This is a genomic window from Commensalibacter papalotli (ex Botero et al. 2024) (genome assembly GCF_947179115.1).
GTDB lineage: Bacteria > Pseudomonadota > Alphaproteobacteria > Acetobacterales > Acetobacteraceae > Commensalibacter > Commensalibacter papalotli.
Map to the genome: position 1 here is coordinate 210,311 of NZ_CAMXCI010000002.1, position 14,264 is coordinate 224,574.

13 protein-coding genes are annotated in these 14,264 nt (G+C 36.0%); 8 read left to right on the forward strand and 5 right to left on the reverse strand.

The window, feature by feature from the left end:
- Positions 1 to 87: 87 nt before the first annotated feature.
- Complete coding sequence (locus QMN76_RS06225; protein WP_084051566.1) at positions 88 to 534, forward strand: META domain-containing protein; 447 nt, start codon at positions 88 to 90, stop codon at positions 532 to 534.
- Between the two features lie 38 nt (positions 535 to 572).
- Complete coding sequence (locus QMN76_RS06230; protein ID WP_282024060.1) at positions 573 to 1,310, forward strand: dienelactone hydrolase family protein; 738 nt, start codon at positions 573 to 575, stop codon at positions 1,308 to 1,310.
- Positions 1,311 to 1,352: 42 nt separating this feature from the next.
- Here QMN76_RS06230 and QMN76_RS06235 read toward each other — a convergent pair whose 3' ends face one another.
- The gene (locus QMN76_RS06235) at positions 1,353 to 1,607 is read right to left on the reverse strand and encodes a DUF3297 family protein (protein ID WP_282024058.1); all 255 of its coding nucleotides are present in this window, start codon (positions 1,605 to 1,607) and stop codon (positions 1,353 to 1,355) included.
- A 543-nt stretch (positions 1,608 to 2,150) separates the two neighbouring features.
- Here QMN76_RS06235 and QMN76_RS06240 point away from each other — a divergent pair.
- The 4 genes from QMN76_RS06240 to QMN76_RS06255 all read left to right on the forward strand — a co-directional run bounded on the left by QMN76_RS06240 (position 2,151) and on the right by QMN76_RS06255 (position 7,283).
- Positions 2,151 to 2,402, forward strand: a complete 252-nt coding sequence (locus tag QMN76_RS06240) for a hypothetical protein (protein WP_282024056.1) — start codon at positions 2,151 to 2,153, stop codon at positions 2,400 to 2,402.
- Between the two features lie 86 nt (positions 2,403 to 2,488).
- On the forward strand, positions 2,489 to 2,767 hold the full coding sequence (locus tag QMN76_RS06245; RefSeq protein ID WP_282024054.1) for a helix-turn-helix domain-containing protein: 279 nt from the start codon (positions 2,489 to 2,491) through the stop codon (positions 2,765 to 2,767).
- Between the two features lie 4 nt (positions 2,768 to 2,771).
- Positions 2,772 to 3,758 (forward strand): reverse transcriptase family protein, encoded by a 987-nt coding sequence (locus QMN76_RS06250; protein WP_282024052.1) that lies wholly within the window; start codon positions 2,772 to 2,774, stop codon positions 3,756 to 3,758.
- Positions 3,759 to 3,872: 114 nt separating this feature from the next.
- Positions 3,873 to 7,283, forward strand: a complete 3,411-nt coding sequence (locus tag QMN76_RS06255) for a S41 family peptidase (RefSeq protein ID WP_282024051.1) — start codon at positions 3,873 to 3,875, stop codon at positions 7,281 to 7,283.
- A gap of 371 nt (positions 7,284 to 7,654) precedes the next feature.
- On the opposite strand, the gene QMN76_RS06260 is transcribed toward QMN76_RS06255, so the two are convergent.
- Both QMN76_RS06260 and QMN76_RS06265 read right to left on the reverse strand, forming a co-directional pair.
- Entirely contained in the window at positions 7,655 to 9,292 is a 1,638-nt protein-coding gene (locus QMN76_RS06260; RefSeq protein WP_282065856.1) for a hypothetical protein, read from the reverse strand.
- Positions 9,216 to 9,572 (reverse strand): hypothetical protein, encoded by a 357-nt coding sequence (locus QMN76_RS06265; RefSeq protein WP_282024050.1) that lies wholly within the window; start codon positions 9,570 to 9,572, stop codon positions 9,216 to 9,218. Before QMN76_RS06265 ends, QMN76_RS06260 begins: the two co-directional genes overlap by 77 nt.
- Before the next feature lie 119 nt (positions 9,573 to 9,691).
- Here QMN76_RS06265 and QMN76_RS06270 point away from each other — a divergent pair, with 119 nt between their 5' ends.
- A complete protein-coding gene (locus QMN76_RS06270) occupies positions 9,692 to 10,156 on the forward strand; it encodes a copper resistance protein CopC (protein WP_034339561.1) in 465 nt (154 codons plus the stop codon).
- Here the strand turns inward: QMN76_RS06270 and ccmB are convergent.
- On the reverse strand, positions 10,072 to 10,737 hold the full coding sequence (gene ccmB, locus QMN76_RS06275; RefSeq protein WP_034339559.1) for a heme exporter protein CcmB: 666 nt from the start codon (positions 10,735 to 10,737) through the stop codon (positions 10,072 to 10,074). The two genes, QMN76_RS06270 and ccmB, sit on opposite strands and share 85 nt — an antisense overlap.
- Before the next feature lies 1 nt (position 10,738).
- Positions 10,739 to 11,380, reverse strand: a complete 642-nt coding sequence (ccmA, locus tag QMN76_RS06280; RefSeq protein ID WP_328517274.1) for a heme ABC exporter ATP-binding protein CcmA — start codon at positions 11,378 to 11,380, stop codon at positions 10,739 to 10,741.
- A 174-nt stretch (positions 11,381 to 11,554) separates the two neighbouring features.
- On the opposite strand from ccmA, the gene acnA reads away from it, so the two are divergent.
- Positions 11,555 to 14,239, forward strand: coding sequence for an aconitate hydratase AcnA (acnA, locus tag QMN76_RS06285; RefSeq protein ID WP_282024049.1), 2,685 nt, complete (start codon positions 11,555 to 11,557; stop codon positions 14,237 to 14,239).
- Positions 14,240 to 14,264 lie beyond the last annotated feature (25 nt).

Sequence of the window (14,264 nt, forward strand, 5' to 3'; positions counted from 1 at the left end):
AGTATGTAATGTTTTTATCAGAGATATCTTTATCGATTGATCATAATATGACACTATAATTTATATTTTTAATAGGATTGGTTAAATATGCTAAGGAATATAGCAGCCTGTTTTTTTATAATGATAATGCTCTTAGGCGGTGAAGAAGTCTTTGCTCAACCGTCTGAAGGATCTGCCCCTTTTAATGAATCAGTTTGGCGTATAGAGAAATTGCATAATCAGACAAAAACAATTCAAACCTATCAAGGGGAAAAGAATTATGTTGCTATTTCTTTTAATCCATATACGCACAAAGTGACAGGGCGTGGATTATGTAATAAGTTTATGGCAAAGTTTGAAAATAAAAATAATGTTGTTACCATTAAAGATGTGATTACAACACATGAAACATGCCTTTCTGATGATGTGAATGCACAAGATAAGCTTTTTTTTAGTTATTTAAAATCTATTAAATCTTATTCGATTCATGGAAAAATCTTGCGATTAAAAGATGCACAAAATCAATCTTTGATTATTGCGCGTTGGGCTAAATAAAAACTATAAATTTGTGACTTGTTGTTGAAGGTAAATAGATGATTATTAAAACAGATGAAACGATTGATTTAAAAACCCCAACAGGATTAATGCGTTGTCATATTTTTCGTCCTGTTGCAGAGGGAAAATATTCTAGTGTTATTTTTTATTCCGAGATTTATCAAGTTACACAACCTATTCGTAGGCTGGCATCTTATATAGCTGGGCAAGGATATATTGTGATTGTACCAGAAGTTTATCATGAATATGAGCCTTTAGGGACAGTGTTTGAATATGACAAAGAGGGCACAGACCGAGGAAATTGCTTAAAATTTGAAAAGCCAATTTCAGCCTATGATTCGGATGCATATACGGTGATAGAATGGGCTAAAACTTATGAACATTGCAATGGCAAAGTTGGTACAATGGGAGTTTGTTTAGGTGGACACTTGGCATTGCGCGCAGCATTACATCCAAACGTGTTGGCGGCAGCGTGTTTCTATGCAACAAACGTGCATGATTCAACACTTGGTCAAGGAAAAAAAGATGATACTATTCATCGTTTGTCAGAATTAAAAGGGGAAACTATGTTTGTTTTTGGCAGACAAGATCCACATGTTCCTTTTGAAGGTAGACTTCAAATTCAACAAGCTTTGTACAAAGCAGAAGCTTCTTATGAGTGGCATGAATTCAATGCCCAGCATGCCTTTTTACGTGATGAAGGCCCACGTTATGATGCTGCTTTATTTCATACATGTATGGGATTAGTCACTAGCTTATTTGCACGTAATTTATAGGCAAATAAAAAGCATTATACTTTTGATATAATGCTTTTAAAATTACTTTTCTTCGTCTGTTTTTTCTTTGACGTAAGCTTCAACGGGACCGTTTAATTTCATGGTCATAGGTGTGCCATCTCGTTTTGTGGTATTGCCAACGGTCACTTTGACCCATTGTTCGCTGATGCAATATTCTAAGATATTATCTTTTTCAACACCCTTAAAACGAATACCAACTCCACGGTTAAGGAGTTCTTCGTTATAATAAGGGCTGCTGGGATCAGCAGAAAGGCGATCTGGAAGAGTATCAGTCATGACAGAGATTCCTTTGGTTATAATCTATATATAGGTTTATCTATTACAAAAAAATCTTGAAACATGACAAGAGAAATCGTCTTTTGATTGATTGTTTATCAATATTACATGCAAAAAAGTTCACTATTTGTGAGTTTTATATTGAATTGGTTGTGTTAATGTGTTACATCTAATCTCACGAGTGGGTGTTTCACCCATCTACTTTGTTCTTTGAATTATTAAAACGAATAGATCTTTAAAATTAAGCTTGATTTGTGCCTTTCGGGCGCTGGTTCTGCCAGATTTTACAAACTATATAAGGTTTTACCTAGCTTATTTTGGTAATGATTACCTTACAACGCAATATGCTTGTATAAAGTAATTATGTATTTTAACGGGTAACAACATTTATGTGGGACATGTAATAGTAAAACTTTTCTAGATGTAAGGTGGGTAACTGGGCATCACAGAATTCTTTGCGGCTTAATTGTTTTGGGACATGGCAATGTTGCCTGATTAGAAGGGAATATAATTATTCCCCTCATGTACAAAAGGAGACTCTAAATGAGTTTTAATAAACCAAAGCAAGCGGTGCAAGTATTACAACGTTTGCTTGAGGAACATGGTGGTTCTTTTGATGCCCAAACAAGATTGGCTTTTGAAATTGAAATACAGGGATTGTTACTAGAGAGTGATGAGAAAAATGAAAGGAGGAAACAAGAGCTTAAAGTAGCTTATTTGAAACTATTAGCAAGACTATTATCTGCTTTACCAGTTTTCAAAGAGTTGTTGGATATGTTTCATCATCATTTTTAAGGTAATCCCATGTTTCAATACTCAAGAGTGAGCTTGTTTAAAAGTTGCTCACCCTATTCTAACTTTTAATTTGATTGGATTTTATTATGAATGTAGCTCATGCGATAAAATTATGTAGAGCTGCTAAAAATCTTTCTATTGAGGCACTTTCTAATGAATCAGGTCTTTCAAAATCATATATTTCAATGATTGAAAATGGCAAGCGTAAGCCTTCTATGGAAGCGATTGAAAAAATATCAGAAACATTAGGGGTACCTGTAGTCGTTTTATTGATGCTGGCTGCTGAAAAAGGTGAGGTTTCTACGTTAAGCCCAGAGCTCGTATTTGAATTACAAAAATCTGTATTGGATGTTTTAGGCAGTTAATTCTATGCAATATCTTGCTTATACAAAAGAAAATAGAATTCAAAATCTTTCTTCATTATGTTTGGCATTAAAGATTAATCAAGACGATTTATTAGAAATTGCAAATAATGTGCAGGCTTATTACAAACCCCCATATTTTATTGATAAAAAAAATGGTGGGCAGCGCTGTATTATTGATACAGTTGATCCGTTAAAATCCTTGTTAAAGTCAATTAACAAAGTCTTTTTTAAAAATGTTTATTTTCCTGAATATTTAACAGGCTCTGTTTCAGGAAGCGATTATATTTCAAATGCGCAGATTCATAGTGGTTTGAAAAATGTTATTACAGAGGATATATCTTCGTTTTTTGATCATATTACAGCACAACATGTATATGGTATTTGGAAGAATTTCTTCAAATTTTCTGATCCAGTTTCTCAGATGTTAACTCAATTAACGACTAAAGATACAAAATTATATCATGGTGAGATAGATCAAGAGGAAATAAAACAAGGGAGAATATATCAGGGTGTTCCAACAAGCTCTTATCTAGCGAATCTTTCATTATGGCGAAATGAGCAATGGCTAGTTAATGAATTACACAAAAAAGGGTTTGTTTATAGTCGATATGTTGATGATATGACGATATCATCTCCCAATGTGATTAGTAGAGAAGATAAAACATGGGTTATTTCACATTTGATTGGTATGTTGTCTGCTAATGGGTTACGTATAAAACGCTCTAAGCACGCGGTATTAACAAATAATAAACAAATGAATATTATGGGGTTAAATATCAACGGTTCTAAACCAACAATCCCAGAAAAAGAACGTGATATTATTAGGGCAACATTGCATCGTTTTGATAAGCATCCAGCCTCTTTTTCAGTAGAAGATTTACGTAGTTTACAGGGGAAGATTATAAATATTCGGCGTATTCATGTATCAAAAGGTGAGAAATTTTTTAAGCAATTTAAAGCAATACTACGTAAAAATCATATTACTATATAAGATTCATTTTAATATAAATCTGTATATTTAAAATTGAAGTATATTTGCTTTGTAAATAAGCATTTTATTTAATAAAGTTATAAATAATTTTAGTTTAGGGAGAAAGACATACCAATGGTTCGGATCAGTCGATGGAAAACATTATTATTAAGTACCATGCTCGCACAAGTTGGAGCTATTGGTTATGGTATGATCTTTATGCCTGTATTGGCAGAGGAAGAAAGTAAAACAGCACAAGAGGCTGTAAAAGAGCCCGTAAAAGAACAAGCCTTAATGCGTTATCCAACCTTACATGGGGATAAGATTGCTTTTGTTGCGCGTGGTAATGTCTGGGAGGTTCCTAAAGCTGGAGGTGTTGCACGTCGGTTAACTGCAGATACAGGTGAGGATTTGATGCCTCGCTTTTCTCCTGATGGAAAATGGTTGGCTTTTACAGCCAGTTATCAAGGAAACCGTGATGTTTACTTGATCCCTGCTGCTGGTGGAGCAGTAAAAAGATTAACTTATCACTCTGATGTAGTTGCTTCAGCCCCAGAACGTTGGGGACCTGATAATATGGTTGTTACCTGGACACCCGATTCCAAAGAAATAGTATTTTTATCACGCCGTAATGCGTGGAACAGCTGGATGAGCTTGCCTTTTACGGTTTCAATTGATGGCGGTTTACCAAAGCAATTACCATTGGATCGCTCTGGCTTTATAAGTTATGGCCCTTCTGGTAAAGATATTGCTTATACCCGTATTTATCGTGATTTCCGCACTTGGAAACGTTATGATGGTGGCTTGGCTCAAGATGTCTATACGTATAATTTTGATACAAAAAAATTAGATCAAATTACCCATTGGAAAGGTACGGATACCATCCCAATGTGGTATCAAAATAAGATCTATTTCTTATCTGACAGAGATTCAAATCGTCGTTTAAATCTGTGGGTCTATGACAAAGCAACAGGCCAACAGAAGCAAGTTACGCATTTTACCGATTATGATATCGATTTTCCATCGCTTGGGGATAATGGGATTGTTTTCCAACAAGGGGGTAAGCTCTATGTGTTGGATTTACCTTCAGAACAACTTCATACGGTTGCAGTCAAAGTACCAGATGATGGCACCCGCACAATGCCACGGTTTGTGGATGTAAGTGACTCCATTCGCAAAATTGATGCTGCACAACAACCCGACTACTCAATCTCTCCAAATGGGAAACGTGCTGCTTTTGCTGCTCGAGGAAACATATTTACGGTTCCAGTTGAGCACGGGGCTATTCGTAATTTAATTTATTCCAGTGATGTTGATGCGGATCATCCAGTATGGTCTCCTGATGGGCAATGGATTGCTTATACAACGGATAAAAATGGTGAGCAAAATATTGCTATTCGTCCATCTGTTGGGGGTGAAGAAAAAATCTTAACTGATTTTAAAACAGGGTATTATTATGCGCCTCGTTTTTCTCCTGATGGTACAAAACTAGCTTTTTCTGATGGTAACCATAATTTATGGCTGGTTAATAATGATGGTAGTGATTTAAAGAAAATTGCTGTTGACCGTAATGCTGAAATTCATGATTTTAATTTTTCCCCTGATGGAAAATGGGTGGTTTATAGCCTAACACAACTCAATCAACAACGTGCATTGTGGGTGTATAATATTGAAAAAAAGATGCCTTCTCGACTAACTTTGGGTCAAAATAATGATTATTTACCTGTGTTTTCCTCGGATGGTAAATATTTATATTTTGTTTCTAATCGTTATGAAAATACCGTTTTTGCAGATAATGAAATGAATGCGTTAACTGTAAAAAGTGCTGGGATTTACATTGCTACATTGAGCTTAGAAACACCTTCACCTTTTGCGGCACGTTCAGATGAAGGACAAATTGTTAAAGAGACCAAAGAGCAAGCTGGTAATGATAATAAAAAAGATGCAGTTTTATCGATAAAAATTGAGACGAAGGGATTTGAAGATCGAATTGCGCCTGTGCCAATGACGGGTGGAGAAATTACCGATATGCAGGCTGTTGGAGACAAAATTTATTATTTATTGTCTCCTCCTCAAACCATGTCAGGGGAATTTTCTGGTGAGAAGCCTGAGTTACACGTCTATGATTTAAAAGAACGCAAAGATACAGTCATTGAAAAAGGCATTGATAATTATAGCCTTTCCTATGATGGAAAGAAGGTTTTATATAATCAAAAAGACTCTTGGATTATTGCTGATGCCAAAGAAAAACATGCAGATGATAAAACTTTGGATGTTAGCTCTATGCGCATGCGTATAGAGCCATCTAAAGAATGGAAGGAAATGTTTGAAAATGCTTGGCGTCTGCAACGGGATTTATTTGTAAATCCTAAAATGAATGGTCAAGATTGGCAAGCAGTTCATGATAAATACGCAGCGTTGATTCCTTTGGCTGGCTCTCGTGCTGATGTAAATTATATTATCGGGCAAATGGTTGGTGAGATTGGTAATTCACATACTTATGTTGGTGGTGGTGATCAACAAGATCCAGTTAAAGCTGTTCCCACGGCTCTATTAGGTGTTGATTTTGCGTATGATGCACAAAAAGAGCGCTTTGCACTGGCGAAAATCTATCAAGGGGATAACAGTCGTAAACAATATCGCAGTCCGTTGACAGAACCAGGTTTGAATATTCATGAGGGCGATTATTTATTGTCTGTGAATGGGCAAGAGGTCAAAGGAAGTGTAAATCCATATCAATTCTTTGTCGGGGTTTCTAATCCTGTACAGCTTTCTTTCGAGGATAAAGACTCAGGTAAAGTCAAAACAGTTGAAGTCAATACGCTTAAAAATGAACTTTCTTTAAAAGAAAGAGCATGGGTAGAGCATAATCGCGAGTTAGTTGATCGTTTATCTGGGGGTAAAATTGCTTATATTTATCTTTCTGATATGGAAGAGCTGGGAATGCAGCAATTTATTCGCCAATTCTATTCTCAGTTGGATAAAGAAGCCGTTATTATTGATGATCGTTGGAATGGTGGTGGCTTCATTGATCAAATATTGCTGGAAAGATTGCGTAGAATATTAGTTGGAATGACGACTAATCGTGAAAATATGCAAGCAACCTTGCCTCAACAGTTGATTCATGGTCCAAAAGTTACGTTAATCAATCAATATTCTGCATCTGATGGGGATATTTTTCCTTATTATTTCCGCAAATATGGATTGGGAAAAGTGATTGGTAAGCGCACATGGGGCGGTGTTCGCGGTATTCGTGGATATTGGCCTTTACGCGATGGTGGGTATATTACCATTCCAGAGGAAAGTTTGTATGGTTTAAATTCTGAATGGATTATTGAAAATCATGGCGTAGAGCCTGATATCGAAGTCGAAAATACGCCTGGTGAGTTACAGGAGGGGAAAGATCGTCAGCTTGAAACAGCGGTTAATTATTTACTTAAAGAATTAAAAGATCATCCAGTTTCTTTGCCTAACCCTCCAAGTTGGGATACGGCTTATCCCCCTCAAGGGGAACCTTTTGCAAAGGATCATCCTAGTAAAAACTAAAATAAAATATTTTTAATAAAAGGCATTATTTTTATAAATATGCCTTTTATTATATCTTGGTGATTACTTGATAAAACGAACTAATATTTTATTAAGGTAAGAAATATAACTGTAGAAAAAAGCCATGATAAAATACTTTTTTCTCTGGGGTTCATGTTCCAGAAAAAATAGTAATTGAGTACTTTGATAGAGTAAATATGTAACCAGCAAGCCATTCAGACACTTAATCTTATTGGGGATATATTTTTATCAATATTGTGTATTAGTATTAATGTAATTTGAACGGTAATTATATTAAAATAGCAAGATTATATGCAGCAATATCAAAGGATTATTTAATCAATAAAATAACCCTTTGATAGATATATACTTTAATTTACGATGCAACCGACTTGAAATAATTGAAGGTGCTCCCAATTACCATGAGTGATTGTAACAACATTATTGTTATCGGCACATAAATGCGCATCATCTTTTTTAAATAATAATCTGTCGTAATGGCATTCATAATTGATGATACCATCATGTGAGTGAAAAGGATCAACATAGAAAATATTGTTACAGATTTTAATGAAAAATTTAATTTTATTGTTGCCTAGGGATGCAATATTGACAACATAAATATCTGGTAATCCAATTTTATCGAGTTTAAAAGGCTGGAATAGATTATCTACTGTATTATAGCACAAAATGCTTTCATTATAGCTAAAAAGTGCTAGTGTTTTGTTTTCTGTTTTTACATTTTTATCAAAGAAAATATTTTTCTGTATGATATCAGCACCAGTATTTGGTTTGATAAGGAATATCTTCTTATGTTGAGAATTTTTATTGAAATCTTGTTCTAGTTTTTTTTGAAGTTTCTCACAATCAAATTGATTGATAATTTCTGATTTTTGAAAAAGAAAAGGTGTTGTATCCAAAAGCTCTGGATGGCAGAAGGTAAAACCAGTGACTGCAATTGTTGTATTTTCTTCTGGATGAGGCTCTTTTCTGGAACCCAAACCATGATAATCAACATTTTCATTTGTTGCTGGGCGTATACGGATTTCATCAACTAAGAGGCTTTCTGGTATCGGTACAAAAATTTTAACAATATTATCTGCATGAGCATAGTTGAGAGCGATTGAAAAAACACGTTGGTTATTGAAAAACAAATCCATAATACAATTTGTTTTTGTAATATTAATATAAAAACCAATCAGCAATTTTGCATCATTAAAACGAATGTTATTTCCATCACCTAAAATCGTATAGATATCACTTACCAATGAATTTGTGTATAATTTTTGAGGGTACTGATCCGTAGGCCACCAATAAGAAAAGGGATTTTGTTTTTTGGTGGGTAATGGAATAAAATTATCATCAGATAAAGCTGATAAATGCTCACCAATTGAATTACCAATAATATTCATTATACATCTATCTGGATGTGAGGGATGGTAATCATAAATAATATCAGGGTTAATACCGTTTGCTTTAACAAACGTGTTAATAAGAGGCTTTGTATCTACAAAATAAGCGTTAGCATTTCGGGCAAAGGCTATACGGTTATTATAAAATTCTGAATTACAGTTAAAGTAAGCTTGTTCTTCTATACATAAAACAATAAGCTTGGTTTCACTGGCAATTCTTTTAATAATTTCAAAAGTTATTTGATGAAAGAATGCTGTGTTTTTTGCATCATAATGTATTAAGTTTTGATCATGATATGTTTGATCATTGGGTATGCTATCAAAAAAAACAAAATCATAATCTGCAAAGTTGGTTTTCTCAAGATTTACACTAAACTGAATTCCTGGAGAGGCGCCAATCGACATGTTTTCTATTGTAGCGTCTGGAAGAGATTGGCGAAGGCCATAAACCCACCCAGGGTAGATAATTGAATTGGATGTCCCTAATATCAAGATGCGCATTATTATATTATTCCTTATTTTATAGTAATGGGAAATGCGGAACAAAAATTGTGTAATATCCAGTGGCAAGGGTACAGTGATCCAAATTTTTACCATTTCGAATAGGGCATTGATACCAGCGATGATCGGTTAGGATCATGGCAAACCCGTCTTCTTGCTTGCAATCTTTTTTGAGTGCTCCACTGGCTACTGTACATTTTTTATAGTGATCTTTTTCTTTGATATAATAATGACCATCTCCTGGATTACAGTTAATGGTTGCAATCCCATTATCAATCCAACATCTTTTATAATTCGCAAGGGCGGAATATGATCCAGAAAAACTGGCAAAACATATTCCAAAAACAGTTAATAAAGCGATATGTTGGCAAGACATGATACTGGATATTTCCTATAATAAAGCACAGAATACAAAGAATAATATTGTTTTCGAGGAACAAGATAGCTTAGGATGCAAAAGGAATAAATTCTTTTTTATAAATAAAGGATAAAAAAGTGCAAAAAAATAATAAAAGGATATGTTTTTCTTTGATCGCAGCGGTGGGAGTAATCACGAGTGGAATATCTGCTTATGCGATTGACGTGAAAAGTTCTATTCCAAAAGCCAATCAAATTTTACAAGCAGGTAATCAAGAGATCATGGTTAAATATGATCATGAGTTTAACCCTTTTCGCAGCAGGCTATTATTGGTCGGGGAAACAGGGGAGCCAAAGTTAATTCCTGCAACAGTATCTTTGGATCATACAGAGGTTAAAACAACGTATCCGTTAAAAGCCGGCAAGTATAAATTACAGTGGCAGATCTGGACGTGGAAAGGGGAGGAAAGCTCTGGTGAAATTCCGTTTATTGTTTTAGGCAATGCACCTCAGAATGATCATTCTACAGCAAGTTTAAGCCCAGCCCCTGCAACAAATGGGCAAAGTGGTAATGCCAATGCAAAGCAAGCCCCTAGTAACTGAAGATGGGGTATAAAGTTGAGGTGATGAAGCTGTGCATCAGTTACCATAGCACCAAAGATTAAAATCGGGGTCAGTAGAGGGAAGGTGAGTAACGGTAATAAAAAAGCGTTCCTTCTAGCTCCAAGAGCAATACAAGTTGCCATGCCCCCTAATAAGGATAAACATGCTGTGCCAATCATAAGGCTGAATAATAGCAAAGGAATAGTCTTATAAGGCAAATCAAACATGAATGCCAAGGGGATACTGGCAATGAGCAAAGGTAACCCTGTGGTTAACCAATGCCCTGTCATTTTCGCTAATGCGACTCCATAAGCGGGCAGGCCGAGCAACAAGAGTTGTTCCAAAGATCCATCTTCATATTCATGATTAAACAAGCGTTCTATGGGTAATAAAGCAGCTAGTAAAATACACACCCAAAGAATTCCCGGAGCCATTTGGCGTAGTAATTGTGGTTCTGGCCCCAAAGCTAAAGGGAATAAAGACGCTGTTAAAATAAAAAATAAAATTGTACCCAGACTATCTGTGCTGTACCTGAGGGATAGTTGTATTTCACGGCGAATAAAGAGGAAAAAAATACGCATGTTACAAAGGCCGTGCCACAGAAATAGAGGGGGTAAGGTAAAGAATTTTACTGTTTTCCAAAGGAAGAGGAACATGTGTTGTGGTAATGATCATTCCGCCTTGATTAGTGAAATCTTTAAAGATATGTCCTAATAGTTCAATAGTTTCTTGATCCAGACCAACGGATGGTTCGTCTAGTAACCATAATTGTGCAGGTTTTAATAAAATACGAGCCAGGGCTGTACGTCGTTTTTGCCCTGCGGATAACATACGAGCAGGAATATCTGCCATATGATCAATTTTGATGGTTTTCAGGGCGGATTCAATATCTGTTTGATAAAGCTGACTGATCAATTGGAGGTTCTCTTTGACGGTCAAAGCAGGTTTTAAAGAGTCTTGATGGCTAAGCCAAGCAATGCGTTGGGTGTGTTCTGTGTAATGCTCGGTAATATTATCGTTATTCCAGGTGATTGTTCCAGCATCAATTGACCTTAACCCTGCTAATACTCGTAATAATGTGCTTTTGCCTGCACCATTTGGTCCTTGGATGATCAAAGACTGGCCAGAGGAGAGAGAGAAGTTGACTTTTTTAAAAATCAATTTTTCTCCACGAAAAGCACTGATATTGTCAATTTTAAAAATATTAGTGGGTTTTATCGACAGCGTTTAGATCCTTTTGACGGTTTAGTACACACGTAAGTGAAAAAACAATACAGCTCTCATAATTGCTTTTATTCTATTCGAGATATAAAAACTATATGGTAAGTGATAAATTCAAAAAAATAGTTTAATCTATTCATTGTTCAGAAATAAAATATAAAAATTAAGGATGCCATTATGAAATTGATAGGCCAAGACAGCTTAAAAACTCTCCGCACATTGGATGTTGATGGAAAAACCTATCATTATTTTTCTTTGCCAGAAGCAGAAAAACATATAGGATCGGTAAAGCATTTACCAAATACATTAAAAGTATTACTAGAAAATATTTTGCGCTTTGAGAATGGTAAAGCTTTTACAGTTGAAAATGCCAAGTCAGTTGTCGAATGGTTAAAAAACCATCGTAGTGATTCTGAAGTCCCATTTCGTCCTGCTCGTATTTTAATGCAAGATTTTACTGGTGTTCCAGCCGTTGTGGATTTGGCTGCAATGCGTGAAGGTATGATCCATTTAAAAGGTGATCCCCAAAAAGTTAATCCATTAATTCCTGTGAATCTAGTGATTGATCATTCTGTAATGGTTGATTATTCAGCTTCTTCAACTGCATTGACACAAAATATTACGTTGGAATTTAAACGTAATGCAGAACGTTATGCGTTCTTACGATGGGGTCAGGAGGCATTTAAAGATTTCTCTGTTGTGCCACCTGATACTGGGATTTGTCACCAAGTTAATTTGGAACATATTGCTAAAGTGGTTTGGCATAATGAAGAAGATGGTAAAACTTACGCTTATCCAGACACTTTATACGGAACAGATTCTCATACAACCATGATTAATGGTCTTGGTGTTCTCGGTTGGGGTGTTGGTGGTATTGAAGCCGAAGCAGCGATGCTAGGGCAACCAATTACGATGTTAATTCCTGATGTCATTGGGTTTAAATTAACAGGTAAATTGGCTGCGGGTGTGACTGCAACAGACTTGGTTTTAAAAGTTACCGAAATGCTTCGTAAAAAAGGCGTTGTTGGTAAGTTTGTTGAATTTTTTGGTCCAGCTTTGGATCATTTACCACTTTATACCCGTGCAACGATTGCGAATATGGCACCTGAATATGGGGCAACTTGTGGGTTCTTCCCTGTTGACCAACAAGCACTTGATTATTTGCGTTTAACAGGTCGTGATGAACATCAAATTAAATTAGTGGAAGCTTATCTTAAAGCTCAAGGTATGTTCCGTGACAATAATAGTGTTGATCCAGAATTTACGGATACTTTGGAGCTTGATATTGGTACGGTTGTTCCATCTATTTCTGGTCCCAGCCGCCCACAAGATCGTATTGATCTGTCCAGTGCAACCAATGTTTTTGAAAAAGCATTAACGGATACCTTTAATGTTCCAGATCAAGATAAATCTTATCCTGTTGCAAATGCTGATTATGAATTAGAACATGGTTCTGTTGTTATTGCTGCGATTACGTCTTGTACCAATACATCAAATGCAGAAGTCATGATGGCCGCAGGTTTATTGGCCAAAAAAGCGCATGCGTTGGGATTAACCCGTAAACCTTGGGTTAAAACTTCTTTGGCTCCTGGATCAAAAGTTGCAACGAATTATCTTGAAAATGCTGGTTTAATCGAGCCTTTGAACGCATTGGGCTTTAATATTGTTGGATATGGATGTACAACCTGCATTGGAAATTCAGGTCCGTTAGAAGATGATATCATTGATACGATTGAAAATAATAAAATGGTAGCCACAGCCGTTCTATCTGGTAACCGTAATTTTGAAGGGCGTATTTCTCCGAACGTTCGTGCGAACTATCTTGCAAGTCCTCCATTGGTCATTGCTTATGCGATTTTGGGAACATTGCGTAAAGATATTACCAAAGACCCAATTGGTGTTTCCAAAGATGGAAAAGAAATCTATTTGAAAGATATTTGGCCATCTGCCAAAGAAATTTCTGATGCAATGGCTTCCTCGATTACTCAAAAAGAATTCCTTCAAGGCTATGATGGCGTTGAAAAAGGTCCTAAAGAATGGCAAGCTTTGTCTGTTGCAACAGGGTCTCAAACTTATAGTTGGAATGAAAAATCAACGTATGTGCGTAACCCACCTTATTTTGATGGAATGGGTCAAGAAGCTCCAGCGAAACGTCCTGATATTAAGGGGGCAAGAGTATTGGCAATCTTGGCTGATAATGTCACAACTGATCATATTTCTCCAGCAGGTTCTATTCGTAAAGATTCACCAGCAGGCAGATATTTGACAGAGAATGGTGTTGGGGAAGGTGATTTTAACTCTTATGGATCTCGTCGTGGTAATCATGAGGTGATGATGCGCGGAACTTTTGCCAATATTCGTATTCGCAATGAAATGGTTCCAGGGGTTGAAGGTGGTTATAGTAAACATTATCCAGATGGCAAAGAAGGCGCTATTTATGATGTTGCTATGCAATATATGCAAGAAAATACACCGTTAATTGTCTTTGGTGGTAAAGAGTATGGTATGGGTTCTTCTCGTGACTGGGCAGCAAAAGGTACAAATCTTTTGGGTGTAAAAGCGGTTGTGGCAGAAAGTTTCGAGCGTATTCATCGTTCTAACCTTGTTGGTATGGGCGTTTTACCTTTATTGTTTGAAGAAGGCACAACACGTAAAACATTGAACCTCAGAGGCGATGAACAAATTGATATTCTTGGTGTGGAAACATTACAGCCACGCCAAAAAATGATAATGCGTATTCATCGTGCCGATGGTTCTAGCCAAGATGTTTCATTGGTTTGTCGTGTGGATACTCAAGAAGAAGTTGAATATTATCGTCATGGCGGTATTTTACCTTATGTTCTTCGTTTGATGGCTGAATAAGGTTTGTTGTTATAAACATTAAAAA